The organism is Pseudomonas sp. SAS7 (assembly GCF_052112345.1).
Classification (GTDB): Bacteria; Pseudomonadota; Gammaproteobacteria; order Pseudomonadales; family Pseudomonadaceae; genus Aquipseudomonas; species Aquipseudomonas putida_Q.
The window spans coordinates 14726-29211 of sequence record NZ_JBEGGO010000002.1 but is presented as its reverse complement, the minus strand read 5'-3'; the positions used below and the strand labels follow the sequence as shown (position 1 = coordinate 29211).

Genomic DNA, 14486 nt, shown 5'->3' with positions numbered 1-14486 from the left:
CGCTGGCACATTGGTTGCGATGATTTTCAGATTTTGCCTACGAAGGAGGCACTGCCATGCCCTTTTCCCTGCGTACAGCCGTTCTGGCAGCCACCCTGCTGCCAATCTTTACCCCGGCTTTCGCCGACCCTGTACAGGACGCGCGGCTAGAAGGCGCGCTGCAAACCGCGCTGTCACTGAACCGCATGCTCGACCCATTTCGTATCAAGGTAGAAGTGGACGGCAAGCAGGCGCGGCTTTCTGGTGAGGTGGAGAACGAGGTCGAGCGGCAGCTGGCCGAAGATATAGCCCGGGCCACCCGGGGCATCGAACAGGTGGAAAACCAGCTGCAGGTCAACGCCCAACTGGTTGAGCGCCCGCTGGAGCTGCGTGCCTACGCCCAGCGCCTGGAGGACGCCACCCTGGCGGCGGTGATCCGTGCCCGGCTGCTGTGGAGCCGTACAACCGAAAAAGCAGCCATAGAAGTGCAAAGCAGTGACGGTGTGGTGACGTTGCGCGGCAGGGTCGACAGTGCCGAAGCCAAGGAGCTGGCGGGCGTGGTGGCGCGTACGACCGACGGCGTGCACCTGGTCAACAACCTGGTCAGCCTGGATACCGCCGCCATGGCCAAGGCGCGGGAAACGCCGGTGGGGGCGCCAACCGGGCCGCAGCCGAGTGACAGCTGGATCGTCGACAAGATCCAGAACAGCTACCGCTTCAGCCGCAACCTCGATGGCCTGAACCTGAAAGTGGCCAGCGAAGCGGGCATGGTGCGGCTGTCGGGCGAGGTGGTCAGCGCTGAGCAGAAAACCATCGCCGTGGAGATCGCTCGGCAGATCATCGGTGTACGCGGGGTGGACGCCGACTTGCTCAAGGTGGCAACCAAGGTGGAAGGCTGATCGTGCAATTCGCACGACCCCACAGGCGCCATCGTGCAGGATACGTGCTTGGGGTCCGTTTGCTGTCTAGTTAAGCAATTGATTTATAAGGAATTTATTTAAATCACAAGGCTGGCATGCAGGCTGCAATTACCTGTTCAGGTTTGAACAAAAATTACAGCAGGAGGAGCCGGCATGAACCGCCAATCCGTCAACCGCTCGCAGATCGCCGCACTGCCATTGCGCCAGATGCTGACACTTGGCATGGCGCTGCTGCTGACTTTGGCCGCTGGTCTCTTTTATTACAGCTGGCAGACGGCGCGCCTGGCTGAGCAAGTAGCAGCTCAGACCGCCCTGTTGACGCAGATTCAGGCAACTCGTGCCAATACCCTGGTCCAGGCCGCTGACCGGCTGCCAGCTGGCCAGGCCACTGTTTCACCGGCCACCCTGGAAAATGTCGTACCCCAGGACCGTTGGGTCTTCTGACCTACCGGCCGGATCGATTCCGCAAAAAGAAAGGAGAACCACCATGCTGAGCTGGGCTATCACTTTCCTCATCATCGCCATTGTCGCTGCCGTTCTGGGCTTCGGTGGTATCGCCGGCGCTGCGACGGGTATCGCGAAGATCCTGTTCATTGTCTTCCTGGTGCTGTTCGTAGCCTCCTTCTTCTTTGGACGTGGACGAGGTTGAAGATGGGCAGGAAGCTTTCTACAGCCCTGGCTGCCGCCCTGTTACTGGGTGGCAGTGCTGCGGCGATGGCGGCCAATGACGGCCAGGTCCGGGTCGACCAGTTACTCGGCTCGGACCCGGAGTACCGTGAAACCTGGCAAGACACGATCAAGGGCGAGGAACGCCTGCCCGATTGGGTGGTCAATCTGACCGGCAGTGCCCAGGAGCAGATGTCCGCCGTTACCGAAGACGGCGACAAGTACTTGGTCGGCCCCCTGTGCGAGGCCCAGGACAAGTGCACCTACAAGCGCCTGATCGTTGCCTTCAGCTGGGACAAGGATGATGCCTACGGGATGCTCGTGGAGGTACCTGAAGGTTTGCCGAGCGACAAGTCGCCTACTCGCCATGCGCAGTACCGTTGGCTGGGCGAACCCGACGACGGCATGAAGGCGATGCTGCAGGAGCAGCTCAAGCGTGACCCGAACTGGTATTGAGCATTTATTGCGGGTACGGATGAAAGGTCACCGACTGTCACGTAATAGAAGCTGAACATTTCTATAGTTCAGCCTTCTATGATGCGCCGCCCCGAGGAGGGGCAGCACATGACCAAGGGGTCGGGCTGTTCTGATTGCTACAGGATCGGAGTGGCCTAGGGGTACAGGGAGTACCTCCAGCAATGGGCCGGGTCAGGAAAGGCGGAATCGGAAGTATCAGGTCTGCGGTGTCACAGGGATACCTTGGCAGACCTGACTTCCGAGGAGCCCTGTAGGAAACGTCGCTTTCCTTGCGCGTTTTTTCCCCTGAGACACATTTTGTCTCGACCGTACATCAAATTTTTTTCGACCGCCTAGCTGCTTCTACAAGTGGCATTTACGCCATTCGGATTGTCGAACAAGCCATCTTCTTCGCCCTTTGTGTACCGTCAAATCTGCCGAAATCTGGCGGTTTGGTCTTGTTCGGGATTCCGAACGTTATAAATCAAGCACTTGCGAACGCCCTCTTTTCGTGCAAATCAGTATGCATAAACGGTATGGGGTATGCGTTTCCGGCATTAGCTTTCGCCCCTTGCCATCGCAATAGTTGCCGCCTTTTTCGCTGGCCAGAGCGCCCTGTCGCTCGCCTGCGGTGTCCTTACATGAAGTCGCCGGACGGAATCTTCTGCTTTACGTGACGTGGCCAATGGCTTTGTTACGTGTGCATCCGCCAGGTGCCATGACCACTAGAACAAAGGGTAAAGACATGAAGAAGGCAAAACTGAGCCTCGCCTGGCAGATCGTTATCGGTCTGGTGCTGGGTGTTGCAATCGGCGCGCTACTGAATCATTTCAGTGCAGAAAAGGCATGGTGGATCAGCAACGTCCTTCAGCCTGCTGGTGACATCTTCATTCGCCTGATCAAGATGATCGTCGTCCCGATCGTGATTTCGTCGCTGATCGTGGGTATCGCCGGGGTAGGCGATGCGAAGAAACTGGGCAGCATCGGCCTGAAGACCATCATCTACTTCGAAGTGGTGACCACCATCGCCATCGTTGTGGGCCTGGTGCTGGCCAACCTGTTCCACCCGGGTGCCGGCATCGACATGAGCACCCTGGGTACCGTGGACATCTCCAAGTACCAGGCCACTGCGGCTGAGGTGCAGCATGAGCACGCGTTCATCGAAACCCTGCTCAACCTGATCCCGTCGAACATCTTCGCAGCGCTGATGCGTGGCGAAATGCTGCCGATCATCTTCTTCTCGGTAATGTTCGGCCTGGGCCTTTCGAGCCTGCAGGCAGAGCTGCGCGACCCGCTGGTACGTACCTTCCAGGCTGTATCGGAAACCATGTTCAAGGTCACCCACATGATCATGAACTACGCACCGATCGGCGTGTTTGCCCTGATCGCCGTGACCGTGGCCAACTTCGGCTTCAGCTCGCTGCTGCCACTGGCCAAGCTGGTGCTGCTGGTGTACTTCGCCATCGCCTTCTTCGCCTTCATGGTGCTGGGCCTGGTGGCCCGCGTGTTCGGTTTCTCGGTGATCAAGATCATGCGCATCATGAAAGATGAGCTGATCCTGGCCTACTCCACCTCCAGCTCCGAAACCGTGCTGCCGCGCGTGATCGAGAAGATGGAAAAGTACGGCGCGCCGAAGTCGATCTGCTCGTTCGTGGTACCGACCGGCTACTCCTTCAACCTTGACGGTTCGACCCTGTACCAGAGCATCGCGGCCATCTTCATCGCCCAGCTGTACGGTATCGACCTGTCGTGGAGCCAGCAGCTGCTGCTGGTGCTGACCCTGATGGTCACCTCCAAAGGCATCGCTGGCGTACCGGGCGTATCGTTCGTGGTCCTGCTGGCCACCCTGGGCAGCGTGGGCATCCCGCTGGAAGGACTGGCCTTCATCGCCGGTGTCGACCGCATCATGGACATGGCCCGTACCGCACTGAACGTGGTGGGCAACGCCTTGGCTGCACTGGTCATCGCCCGTTGGGAAGGCATGTACGACGCAGCCAAGGGCGAGAAGTACTACGCCTCGCTGATGGCCGACAAAAAGGAAGCTGTCGTCGCTGGCGAAACCGCCAAGCGCTGAGCCTGACCGCTGTTTGATAAAGAGCCCCGACCTGTCGGGGCTTTTTGTTGTCTGTGAAACGTTGGGGCCTTTGTGGGAGCGGGCATGCCCGCGAACACCGGCAACGCCGGTGCCATCTACCGCGTTAGCTGATTCGCGGGCATGCCCGCTCCCACAAGCTCCTGTGTCAGGGCTGCGATCGCCAGTGAGGGGCTGCGATACGCTATCATTCGGGCATTTTTCAGGGGGAACACGCGGATGCTCAACGGCCTTTGGCTTGGCTTTTTCCTGGTGGCGGCGGTGTCCGCCCTGGCCCAATGGCTGATAGGCGGCAACGCTGGCATCTTCGCGGCAATGGTCGAAAGCATCTTCGCCATGGCCAAGCTGTCGGTCGAGGTGATGGTGCTGCTGTTCGGCACCCTGACCCTGTGGCTGGGCTTTCTGAAGATCGCCGAGAAGGCCGGTATCGTCGAATGGTTGGCCAAGGTGCTGGGCCCGCTGTTTGCCCGCCTGATGCCTGAGGTACCGCCAGGCCACCCTGCCCTGGGCCTGATTACCATGAACTTCGCCGCCAACGGCCTGGGCCTGGACAATGCCGCCACGCCGATTGGCCTGAAGGCCATGCGCGCACTGCAGGAGCTGAACCCCAGCAGCACCACCGCGAGCAACGCGCAGATCCTGTTCCTGGTGCTCAACGCCTCGTCGCTGACGCTGCTGCCGGTCACCATCTTCATGTACCGGGCCCAGCAGGGCGCGCCCGACCCGACCATGGTGTTTCTGCCTATCCTGCTGGCGACCAGCGTCTCGACCCTGGTCGGCCTGCTGTCGGTGGCTGTGATGCAGCGCCTGCGGCTGTGGGACCCGGTGGTGCTGGCCTACTTCATCCCCGGCGCTTTGCTGCTGGGCGGTTTCATGGCGTTTCTTGGCACCCTGTCGGCCGCCGCGCTGGCTAGCCTGTCATCGATCCTGGGCAACCTCACGCTGTTTGGCGTGATCATGCTGTTCCTGGTGATTGGCGCCATGAGGCGGGTGAAGGTGTATGAAGCCTTTGTCGAAGGCGCCAAGGAAGGCTTCGACGTGGCCAAGAACCTGCTGCCGTACCTGGTGGCGATGCTGGTGGCGGTGGGTGTGCTGCGCGCCTCTGGCGCCCTGGAGCTGGCCCTGGACGGTATCCGCCATGCGGTGAACTGGATGGGCCTGGATACCCGCTTCGTCGAGGGCCTGCCCACCGCGCTGGTCAAGCCGTTCTCTGGCAGTGCAGCACGGGCCATGCTGATCGAGACCATGCAGACCCAAGGCGTAGACAGTTTCCCGGCTCTGGTGGCGGCAACGATTCAAGGCAGCACCGAAACAACCTTCTACGTACTGGCTGTGTACTTTGGCGCCGTGGGCATCCAGCGCGTGCGCCATGCGGTGGGTTGCGCACTGCTGGCCGAGTTGTCCGGGGTGATTGCGGCGATCTTTATCTGCTACTGGTTCTTCGCCTGAACCTTCAGTTGAGCCTGGTTGGCCTGGCCAATGGTCCAGCCCACCACCTGGCCCACCAGCTGGTCGCTGGCCTGACCGAAGCCGGCGACCACCGCTGACACTTGCTTGTCGGCCAGCGGCTGGCGGATCTCGAAGCGCTTGCTGGCCAGGATGCGCTGGTCGCGGCCCTGGACCAGACGCGCGTCGTAGCGGATCACCACCTCCACTGCCCCGCCCGGGCGGTATTCACTCTGAAACGCCTGCAGCTCGCCAGCCAGCTCGTAGTCGGCCTGCAGGTTGCTGTCGTCGGCGCTCAGGCGCTGAACCTGGCCGTCACGCTGGAAACCATCGAGCAGGCGGTTGCGCAGCAGCACCGGGGCGGCATCGCTCCAGCGCGCGCCCTTGTAACTGCTGACCACATCGCCCTGGGGGATGACGGCAATGCGCGGCCCCGCCAGCACTTCACTGGCCAGCGGCTTGTTCAGGCGCAAGGACCAGTCCAGCGGCGCCGCCGTGCGGCTGGGCTGGTTTACCGGCAGGCGATAGAGGTCGACCGGTTCGGTCTTGGGCAGGATCGAGCAGGCACTGGCCAGGCTCAGCGCGGCCGCCAGGGCCAGCAGGCGCAACGACGGTTTCATGGCTGGAACTCCTTGTTGTTGTCGCGGCCGAGCAGGTAGCCGCTCGGGTCGGCCTCCAGTTGCCGGGAAATGCCTTTGAGCGCGTTGAGGGTTTCGCGCAGCTCGCGAATGGCTGGGGTGAGCTGGTTCAGGCCCTGGGCGCCATCGCCGATGGCCTCGCTGTTGTTTTTCAGCAAGTTGTTGATGGTGGCAGTGCTTTCGGCCAGGGACTGCATGGCCTGTTCGGCACTGCCGATTGCCTGCTTGCCATCGCTGGCCAGCAGGCCGTTGGCATTGCGCATCAGTGCCTGGGTTTCGGCCAACGTGGCACTGGCCTGTTTGCCCACCTGCACCAGTTGCTCGATGGCCTGGGCGATGCTGCCGTGCTGGCCGGCGAAGGCACCCGTGGTCTTGTCGAGGTTGGCCAGGGTGCTGCTGAGGTGGCCGATGTTGTCCTCGGAGAACATCTGGTTGGCGTTGTGCAGCAGCAGGTTGATGTTGGTGACCAGATCACTGCTGTCGTTGAGCAGTCGCGAGATCGGCGACGGCGAGGCAATGATCACCGGCAGCTTGCCATCCTTGCCTTTCAGTTCCGGGCTTTGCGGGGTGCCGCCGCTGAGCTGGATGAACGAGTTGCCTGTCACGCCGGCCAGGGTCAACTTGGCCTGGGTGTCTTCTTTTACCGGGGTGTCGCCGCTCAGGCGCACCCGGGCCAGTACCCGGCGCGGGTCTTTCGGGTCTAGTCGCAGGGTGGATACATCGCCCACCTTGATGCCGTTGTACTGCACCGGGCTGCCGCGCGACAGGCCGGAAACGGCTTCGTTGAACACCACTTCGTAATCCTTGAAGGCGTCATCGACACTGGACTTGGTCAGCCAAAGGCCGAACAGCATGGCACCAGCCACCACCAGGACGGTGACCAGGCCGATAAGAACGTGATGGGCTCGGGTTTCCATTGCTCAGCGCTCCTGCCCGGCACGGGTGGCGGCCTGCTCGGCGGCGCGCCCGCGTGGGCCGTGAAAGTATTCTTGAATCCAGGCGTCGTTGGTCTGTTCGACCTCGGCCAGCGGGCCGGCCACCAGGACCTTTTTCTGCGACAGCACCGCGATGCGGTCGGTAATGGTGTACAGGGTGTCGAGGTCGTGAGTAATGAGGAACACCGACAGGCCCAGTGCATCGCGAAGCGTCAGGATCAACTGGTCGAACGCGGCGGCGCCGATCGGGTCCAGGCCGGCGGTGGGCTCGTCGAGGAACAGGATGTCCGGGTCCAGGGCCAGGGCGCGGGCCAGCGCTGCACGCTTGATCATGCCCCCTGACAGCGAGGACGGGTACTTGTCGGCGGCCGAGATTGGCAGCCCGGCCAAGGCCAGCTTCACGCCGGCCAGGTGCTCGGCGTCGGCGCGGGACAGCCCGGCGTGTTCGATCAACGGCAAGGCCACGTTCTCGGTGACGGTCAGCGAAGAGAACAGCGCGCCCTTCTGGAACAGCACGCCGAAGCGCCGTTCCACCAGCGAGCGCTGTTCTTCGCCCAGGCCGGCAAGGTCCTGGTCGAACACCTTGATCAGCCCCTCATTGGGCCGTCGCAGGCCAATGATGCTGCGCAGCAGTACTGATTTGCCGCTGCCGGAACCACCGACCACGGCGAGGATTTCGCCACGGTACAGGTCAAGGTCCAGGTTTTCATGCACAACCTGGCGGCCGAAGCGGTTGCAGATGCCGCGGGCTTCGATCACTTTTTCCCGGTCATTCACCAACCCATCTCCATGAAGAACAGGGCGGCCACGGCGTCCAGAACGATGACCACGAAAATCGACTGCACCACCGCCGAGGTGGTGTGTGCGCCCACCGATTCGGCGCTGCCGCTGACCTTAAAGCCTTCGAGGCAGCCGATGGCGGCGATCAGGAAGGCGAAGAACGGGGCCTTGGCCAACCCCACCAGGAAGTGCTGCACGCCTATATCGGTTTGCAGCAGCGACAGGAACATGGCCGGCGAGATGTCCAGCGACAGGGCGCAGACCACTGCGCCGCCGACGATGCCGCAGATCATCGCGATGAAGGTGAGCAAAGGTAGCGTAATCAGCAACGCCAGTACCCGTGGCACCACCAGCAGCTCCATGGGGTTCAGGCCCAGGGTGCGGATGGCGTCGATTTCTTCGTTGGCCTTCATCGAGCCGATCTGCGCGGTGAAGGCGCTGGCGGTGCGGCCGGCCATGAGGATGGCGGTGAGCAGCACGGCGAATTCGCGCAGGAACGAGAACGCCACCAGGTCGACGGTGAAAATGGTCGCGCCGAACGCGGCCAGCACCGTGGCACCGAGGAAGGCCACCACTGCGCCTACCAGGAAGGTCAGCAAGGCGACGATAGGGGCTGCGTCCAGCCCGGTCTGCTCGATATGTGCAACAACCGGCGTGAGGCGCCAGCGGTGCGGTGTGAGGGCGCGGCGCAGCAGGGTCTCGAGGATGACACCGATGAAGCCGAGCAACTGCAGGGAGTCTTGCCACAGTGTGCCGACGGCGCGGCCGATGCGCTCCAGCAGCATCAGCAGTACGTTGCGCTCGGGTTCCTTGACCGGGATGCAGTAGTCCTGGACCGAGCAGTAGACGTTCTTGAGCAGCGCGCGGCTGGCTTCGGGCAGGTCCTGGGTGCACTGTGACAGGCGCTCGGCGCCGAGCAGCTCGGTCAGCAGCGAGGCCCCGGCGGTGTCCAGGCGGCCCAGCTGGCTGAGGTCGGCGACGGTGTCGGCCGTGTATTGCGCGCGCAGCTGCTCGCTCTCGCGCTTGAGGCTGGCGTAGTGCGCCAGGGTCCAGTCACCGGTTATGCGCAGGCACGCCGGTTGGCTGCTGGCGTCCAGGGTGGCACTGGGGGTGGTCATAGGCTCCATGCAATTGACTCGGCGCTAAGGCTTAGGGGCTGATCATAGCGCAGCAGACATGGGCTGTTTGGTGATTATGTGCTGTCTCTTGGTTCGGCACCGCGACCTGTAGGAGCAGCCTTGTGGTGCGAAGAGGCCGTGAGCGCCCACAATAGTGGTTTGCGGAACAGGCCCCTTCGCAGCACAAGGCTGCTCCTACACAGGTAATGCGTAAGGCATGGATTTCAACTTCCAGCCGGTGCATCGTCAACCACCTTGAAGCGCAGCACGCCGATCACCTGGCCATCTTCGGTCAGCACCCTGACCTGCCATTTGCCCACCGGGTTTGGCGGGAAGTTCTGCTTGTGGGTCCAGGCCCGGTAGCCTTCCTTGCGCCCGCCGTGGATGTCCAGGGCGATGCGGTCGACCTCTTTACCGTCCTTTTGCCACACATGGTAGATCCGCTCGTTCAGGCCGCGTGGTGCGTTGATTGCGGTGTAAGCGTACAGGCCGCTGCTGCGTATGCGGCTGGCGGCAATTTCGTCCAGCGACTCGCCTGGCTGGCGGTTCAGCACTTCGGTACTCACCGCCACCTCGGTCATCCACAGGGTTGCTGGCGGTACCCAGGAGCGCAGCAGCCAGCCCCCGGCACCGACCGACAGGGTGACCAGCACCAGCGCCACGGCGCGGCGCCAGTTGTTAATCGGGAAGCTGCTGGCCAGGCTGGGGAACGACAGGGCCATGGCCGCGATCAGGGCCAGCTTGAAGCTTTGTGCGGTGGTCAGGTGCAGGATGATCGGCAGTGCGGTCAGCAGGGCGGCGAACAGCGTCAGGGTATGCAGCGCCAGGAACAGCCAGCGCCGCGGTGCCAGCCACTTGTAGTACAACGGGTCGATGATCGAAATCAGGCCCGCGGCGCCGAGCAAGCCGGTGAACACCAGCTGGCCGCTGTTCCAGGTGGTGGTGATGAAGAAGAACGGCAGCACGAAGAACAGCGTTTCCTGGTGGATCATCTGCGTTGCGTAGCGCAGCAACGGCTGCGGGATTTCGCGGTTGAAGGTGCGCGCGAACAGGCCGGTGAGGGTGTTTTCCAGCATCAGCCAGACCCAGCTGACCAGCATGAGTACGGCAACCCAGCTGGCCAGGCCGGCCTGACGGTCGACCAGGATGAAGCTGCCGATACCGGAGAGGAAACCGCCGAGCGCGATGATGCCGGGGTAGCGTTTGAGCAGTTCGATGATGCGCTGGACGATATGGGGGATTTGGGGCATTGGGGGCTACAACAGAAAGGATGAGGTGGCAGTACGGCCCCTTCGCGGGCATGCCCGCCCCCACAGGGTTCGGCGATAACGCCCGCGAAGGGGCCGGTACTGGCAAAAGGATACCGCCGATTCACCGCTCCCGTGTAGCACCACTCGGCCGTTCAGGCCCATGCCGCCGCCAGCGCAGCAACCCTGCCGCCAGGATCAGCCCCACAAGCAAAGCGACCAGCCCGTAAAGCTCGTCATAACCAAGCAACGGCTTCTCGATGCGCACATAGCCATCTTCCTTGAGCAGTTCCTTCAGCGCCTTGTTGGCCTGTTCGAGGCTGACCTGGCGCAGCTTGCGCACCGGGTTGGCAAAGCGCCCGTCGGTATAGTCGTTCAGCGCCCCCCAATAGTAGTCGGCCAGGGCGCTGTTGCCCTGGGTGCTCCAGCTTTCCTTGGCCACGCTGGCGTCCTTGATACGGGCAAAGGTGTCCGGGTCGAGGCCTTCCTTGCGCAGGTGGTCGAACAGGGCCTGCATCACCTTGACTGCGTTGTCGACGTCATCGCGCTCAATGTCGGCGTTGAGGCTGAGCAGGCCGGTGTCGCCAAAGCTCTCACGCTGCACCGAGGGGCCGTAGGAGAGCCCGTTGCGCAGGCGCAGCTGGTCGTACAGCGCCCAGTCCAGGTAGCGCGACAGCAGGTCGAGGGTGGCCTGGTGGTCGTTGTCCAGCACGGGCTCGATGAACAACCAGTGCAGCTTGACGCCATCGCCCACCCAGCCGCGTGTCAGGTCGCGACGCTGCTCCGCCTGGTGGGTGATGCTTTCCAGGTTGCGGCGTTCTTCCGGTTCAGTGGCGGGCAGCTCGCCAAAGGTCCTCTCCAGGTAGGCCGGTAGCAGGCGGTCGAGGCCACCGACCATGATCAGGGTCATGTTGTTGGCCGCGTACCAGCGGTCACGCAAGGCTTGCACCTGCTCCAGGGTCATGTCGTCGATATTGGAGCGCTCCGGGCATTTCAGGCCCAGCTCGGTGGCCAACTGGTCGCTGGCGGGGTGGCCGATGTCCTGGCGGTCGAGCCAGCGCTGCAGGTGGCCATAATGGCCGCCATCTTCGCGTTCGATAATGCGCTTGGCGGTGGCCAGGGCTTTGGCGTCGATGCGCGTATCGCGGATGACCGCCAGTAGCAGGTCGAGGACCTTGCGCTGGTTGCGTGCCGGGGCTTCGATGACAAAGGTAGTGTCGGCGCTGCTGGTATAGGCGTTCCACTCGCCGCCCAGCGCTTGCAAGCGTTCTTCCAGGCCGCCCTCGCCTGTTTCATCGATGCCGCTGAACAGCAGGTGTTCCAGCAGGTGCGGCAGTTCTTTCTGCTCGCAATCGAAGTCGTCCAGGCCGACCCCGACCACCAGGCGGATTGCCACGTGGTCACGTTCGTAGCCGTTTTTCAGGATGACCTGCAGGCCATTGGGCAGCAGGTAGCCCTCGACTCGCGAGCGGTCGAGGGCCATTGAGGGCAGGCTGCAGATCAGCAGGCAAACGAACATCAGGCAACGCATGGGCGAGCGAGGGTCCTTTTGTAGGCAGAATCAGGGCAGACGGGCTTCGTCCGGTACGCTGTCGAGCATCAGGCCGCCGGTGTCCGAGCCGCCCAGTACCACATAGGCACTGCTGCAGAACAAAGAGTTCAACCGTTTCATGTCGGCAATCAGTTCCAAGTGTAGCGAACTGGTCTCGATACTTTGCACCACCTTACGCTGCAAGCGGCTGACATGGGCGTGCGCCAGGCGCCGTTCCTGGGCGCGGAAACGGCGTTTTTCCCGCAGCAGCAGGCGGGCGCTTTCCGGGTCGGCGCTGAGAAACACCGACAGGCCCAGGCGCAGGTTGGCCAGTAATTGCTCCTGCAGGCCGGTCAGCTCCTCCAGGCCTGTCTGGGAAAACTCCCGGCGCTGGCTGGTTTTCTGCTGCTGTACCTTGCGCAGCATGCGTTCGGTGAGGTCGCAGGCCAGCTTGAGGTTGATCGCCAGTTCGATGATCTCGGCCCAGCGGCGGTTGTCCTGCTCGCTGAGGTCTTCGCGCGACATCTGCGCCAGGTACAGCTTGATCGCGCTGTAGAGCGCTTCGGCATCTTCACTCAGGGCGCGCACCTGTTGTGGCAGGGCGGTCTGGGAACCGCGCAGGGCACCGAGCATGGCTTCGAGCAGGCTGTCGACGATATCGCCCAGGCGCAGGGTTTCGCGGCATGCGTTGGCCAAGGCCAGGCTGGGCGTTTCGAGTGCCGAGGGGTCGAGGTGCCGTGGGCGCCCTTGCCCGTTGCCGGTTTCACGCTCGGGCAGCAAGGTATTGCACAGCCGGCCCATGAGTTTGACTGTGGGCAGCATGAGCAGGCAGCGCAGTGTGTTGTAGAGCAGGTGGAAGCCGATGACCAGCTCTTGTGGGCTGAAGCTCAGCGAATCCATCCACTCCACCAACGGGTGCAGCACCGGGATGATCAGCACCAGGCCGAGCAGCTTGTACAGCAGGCTGCCCAAGGCCACCCGGCGGCCGGCGGTGTTCTGCATGCTGGTGCTGATGAAGGCCAGCAAGCCACTGCCGATGTTGGCGCCGACCACCAGGCCGATGGCCACCGGCAGGCTGATGACCTCGGCGCCGGCCAATGTCGCGGTGAGCAGCACGGCGGCCAGGCTGGAATAGGAAACCATGGCGAACAAAGCGCCGACCAAGGCGTCCAGCATGATGTCGCCGGTCAGTGAGGCAAACAGCACTTTCACACCCTGGGCATGGGTGATCGGCGCAGCTGCCTGCACAATCAGCTCCAGTGCCAGAATGATCAGGCCCAGCCCGATCCCTACCCGGCCTAGCTGGCCAGCCCGTGTCTGCTTGCGCGAGAGGAAGAAAATAACCCCCAGAAAGATCAGCAGCGGCGACAGCCAAGACAGGTCGAAGGTCAGCACCCTGGCCATCAGCGCGGTACCCACATCCGCACCCAGCATGATCGCCAGGGCCGGGGTCATGGCCATCAGGCCCTGGCCGACAAAGGACGTGACCAGCATGGCCGTGGCGTTGCTGCTTTGCACCATGGCAGTGACCAGAATGCCGGCGATGAATGCCAGCGGGCGCTTGTCCATGTTCTGGCTGATGAGGCGGCGCAGGTTCGAGCCGAATACCCGCAGGATACCGGTACGCACGATATGGGTGCCCCAGACCAGAAGCGTCACGGCTGAGAGCAGGTTGAGCAGGGTCAGCATGGCGAAGGCCCCCTGTTGCACTGGCCCACCGGGCCAAGAAAAGATACGTGAGCTTTTGAAGAATTTTCAGTGCTCACTCAAAGCTTTAGTTGTTTTGCGCAGCTGTCGCCAGCTTCGCATGGCTGTCATTTGTTTGAAACCGATCAGACATGAAAAAAGGGCCCTGCGAAGGGCCCTTTGTGTTTTGCACTTCCGGGTTTTATTGACCCGGAATGTCTTTGCGCAGTTTCACTGGGTCTTGCTCTTTGCCCTCTTTGCGGGCCGAGGCGGTGCGCATGCGGATGTTGATGGCTTCTACCGCCAGCGAGAAGGCCATGGCGAAGTAGACGTAGCCCTTCGGCACGTGCACGTCGAAAGATTCGGCGATCAGTACGGTACCGACGACGATCAGGAACGAAAGTGCGAGCATCTTCAGCGACGGGTGTTTGTCGATGAAATTGCTGATGGCACCGGCGCACAGCATCATCACCAGCACGGCGACCACGATGGCCGCGATCATCACCGGCACGTGGGAAACCATGCCCACTGCAGTGATGACCGAGTCCAGCGAGAAGACGATGTCGATGATGGCGATCTGGATGATGGTGTAGAAGAACTTGCCACCCGCGCCTTTCGGCTCATCCGGGTTTTCGTCTTCGCCTTCCAGGCCGTGGTAGATCTCTTGCGAGCTTTTCCACAGCAGGAACAGGCCACCGAAGAACAGGATCAGGTCACGCCCGGAGATGCCTTGGCCGAACACCACGAACAGGTCTGCAGTAAGGCGCATGACCCAGGTGATCGACAGCAGCAGCAGGATACGTGTGACCATGGCCAGGGCCAGGCCGAAGATCCGGGTGCGCGGCTGCATGTGCTTGGGCATGCGGCTGACCAGGATCGAGATCATGATGATGTTGTCGATCCCGAGGACGATCTCAAGCGCGGTGAGGGTAAAAAAGGCAACCCAGATTTCCGGGCTGGTCAGCCATTCCATGTAATTTCCTTCGAGCGGT

General features: G+C 62.2%; 14 protein-coding genes. 6 read left to right on the top strand and 8 right to left on the bottom strand.

Annotated features, from left to right (window positions below):
* Window positions 1-56: 56 nt before the first annotated feature.
* The 6 genes from ABI582_RS03650 (at window position 57) to ABI582_RS03625 (ending at window position 5562) form a co-directional block, all read left to right on the top strand.
* The gene (locus ABI582_RS03650) at window positions 57-878 is read left to right on the top strand and encodes a BON domain-containing protein (RefSeq protein WP_338745716.1); all 822 of its coding nucleotides are present in this window, start codon (window positions 57-59) and stop codon (window positions 876-878) included.
* Window positions 879-1052: 174 nt separating this feature from the next.
* Window positions 1053-1343, top strand: a complete 291-nt coding sequence (locus tag ABI582_RS03645) for a hypothetical protein (RefSeq protein WP_019472447.1) — start codon at window positions 1053-1055, stop codon at window positions 1341-1343.
* A 43-nt stretch (window positions 1344-1386) separates the two neighbouring features.
* Window positions 1387-1548: a DUF1328 domain-containing protein gene (locus tag ABI582_RS03640; protein WP_003252966.1), complete on the top strand. Its 162-nt coding sequence runs from the start codon at window positions 1387-1389 to the stop codon at window positions 1546-1548.
* 2 nt (window positions 1549-1550) lie between these two features.
* The gene (locus tag ABI582_RS03635) at window positions 1551-2021 is read left to right on the top strand and encodes an inhibitor of vertebrate lysozyme family protein (RefSeq protein WP_338745717.1); all 471 of its coding nucleotides are present in this window, start codon (window positions 1551-1553) and stop codon (window positions 2019-2021) included.
* 745 nt (window positions 2022-2766) lie between these two features.
* Window positions 2767-4095, top strand: coding sequence for a glutamate/aspartate:proton symporter GltP (gene gltP / locus ABI582_RS03630; protein ID WP_016497431.1), 1329 nt, complete (start codon window positions 2767-2769; stop codon window positions 4093-4095).
* A gap of 237 nt (window positions 4096-4332) precedes the next feature.
* Window positions 4333-5562, top strand: a complete 1230-nt coding sequence (locus ABI582_RS03625) for a nucleoside recognition domain-containing protein (RefSeq protein WP_338745718.1) — start codon at window positions 4333-4335, stop codon at window positions 5560-5562.
* Here the strand turns inward: ABI582_RS03625 and ABI582_RS03620 are convergent.
* The 8 genes from ABI582_RS03620 to ABI582_RS03585 all read right to left on the bottom strand — a co-directional run bounded on the left by ABI582_RS03620 (window position 5544) and on the right by ABI582_RS03585 (window position 14467).
* Entirely contained in the window at window positions 5544-6179 is a 636-nt protein-coding gene (locus ABI582_RS03620) for an ABC-type transport auxiliary lipoprotein family protein (RefSeq protein ID WP_338745719.1), read from the bottom strand. The genes ABI582_RS03625 and ABI582_RS03620 overlap by 19 nt on opposite strands.
* Window positions 6176-7114: an MlaD family protein gene (locus ABI582_RS03615; protein ID WP_016497434.1), complete on the bottom strand. Its 939-nt coding sequence runs from the start codon at window positions 7112-7114 to the stop codon at window positions 6176-6178. Before ABI582_RS03615 ends, ABI582_RS03620 begins: the two co-directional genes overlap by 4 nt.
* A gap of 3 nt (window positions 7115-7117) precedes the next feature.
* Window positions 7118-7909 (bottom strand): ABC transporter ATP-binding protein, encoded by a 792-nt coding sequence (locus tag ABI582_RS03610; RefSeq protein WP_019473455.1) that lies wholly within the window; start codon window positions 7907-7909, stop codon window positions 7118-7120.
* The gene (locus ABI582_RS03605) at window positions 7906-9039 is read right to left on the bottom strand and encodes an ABC transporter permease (RefSeq protein WP_442118440.1); all 1134 of its coding nucleotides are present in this window, start codon (window positions 9037-9039) and stop codon (window positions 7906-7908) included. Before ABI582_RS03605 ends, ABI582_RS03610 begins: the two co-directional genes overlap by 4 nt.
* A gap of 215 nt (window positions 9040-9254) precedes the next feature.
* Entirely contained in the window at window positions 9255-10280 is a 1026-nt protein-coding gene (locus ABI582_RS03600) for a DUF5924 family protein (RefSeq protein WP_174371195.1), read from the bottom strand.
* Between the two features lie 121 nt (window positions 10281-10401).
* Window positions 10402-11808 carry a M16 family metallopeptidase gene (locus tag ABI582_RS03595; protein ID WP_442118439.1) on the bottom strand — a complete coding sequence of 469 codons (1407 nt, stop codon included), beginning with the start codon at window positions 11806-11808 and terminating at the stop codon, window positions 10402-10404.
* Window positions 11809-11838: 30 nt separating this feature from the next.
* Window positions 11839-13497, bottom strand: a complete 1659-nt coding sequence (locus ABI582_RS03590; RefSeq protein WP_442118438.1) for a Na/Pi cotransporter family protein — start codon at window positions 13495-13497, stop codon at window positions 11839-11841.
* Window positions 13498-13696: 199 nt separating this feature from the next.
* Window positions 13697-14467, bottom strand: coding sequence for a TerC family protein (locus ABI582_RS03585; protein WP_016497439.1), 771 nt, complete (start codon window positions 14465-14467; stop codon window positions 13697-13699).
* Window positions 14468-14486: the final 19 nt, after the last annotated feature.

What these genes read in the sequence shown, in the direction of transcription:
- ABI582_RS03615 (WP_016497434.1), bottom strand. Translation starts at nt 7,114, where the DNA reads ATGGAAACCCGAGCCCATCACGTTCTTATCGGCCTGGTCACCGTCCTG.
- ABI582_RS03640 (WP_003252966.1), top strand. Translation starts at nt 1,387, where the DNA reads ATGCTGAGCTGGGCTATCACTTTCCTCATCATCGCCATTGTCGCTGCC.
- gltP (WP_016497431.1), top strand. Translation starts at nt 2,767, where the DNA reads ATGAAGAAGGCAAAACTGAGCCTCGCCTGGCAGATCGTTATCGGTCTG.
- ABI582_RS03595 (WP_442118439.1), bottom strand. Translation starts at nt 11,808, where the DNA reads ATGCGTTGCCTGATGTTCGTTTGCCTGCTGATCTGCAGCCTGCCCTCA.
- ABI582_RS03620 (WP_338745719.1), bottom strand. Translation starts at nt 6,179, where the DNA reads ATGAAACCGTCGTTGCGCCTGCTGGCCCTGGCGGCCGCGCTGAGCCTG.
- ABI582_RS03635 (WP_338745717.1), top strand. Translation starts at nt 1,551, where the DNA reads ATGGGCAGGAAGCTTTCTACAGCCCTGGCTGCCGCCCTGTTACTGGGT.
- ABI582_RS03645 (WP_019472447.1), top strand. Translation starts at nt 1,053, where the DNA reads ATGAACCGCCAATCCGTCAACCGCTCGCAGATCGCCGCACTGCCATTG.
- ABI582_RS03585 (WP_016497439.1), bottom strand. Translation starts at nt 14,467, where the DNA reads ATGGAATGGCTGACCAGCCCGGAAATCTGGGTTGCCTTTTTTACCCTC.
- ABI582_RS03605 (WP_442118440.1), bottom strand. Translation starts at nt 9,039, where the DNA reads ATGGAGCCTATGACCACCCCCAGTGCCACCCTGGACGCCAGCAGCCAA.
- ABI582_RS03590 (WP_442118438.1), bottom strand. Translation starts at nt 13,497, where the DNA reads ATGCTGACCCTGCTCAACCTGCTCTCAGCCGTGACGCTTCTGGTCTGG.
- ABI582_RS03600 (WP_174371195.1), bottom strand. Translation starts at nt 10,280, where the DNA reads ATGCCCCAAATCCCCCATATCGTCCAGCGCATCATCGAACTGCTCAAA.
- ABI582_RS03650 (WP_338745716.1), top strand. Translation starts at nt 57, where the DNA reads ATGCCCTTTTCCCTGCGTACAGCCGTTCTGGCAGCCACCCTGCTGCCA.
- ABI582_RS03625 (WP_338745718.1), top strand. Translation starts at nt 4,333, where the DNA reads ATGCTCAACGGCCTTTGGCTTGGCTTTTTCCTGGTGGCGGCGGTGTCC.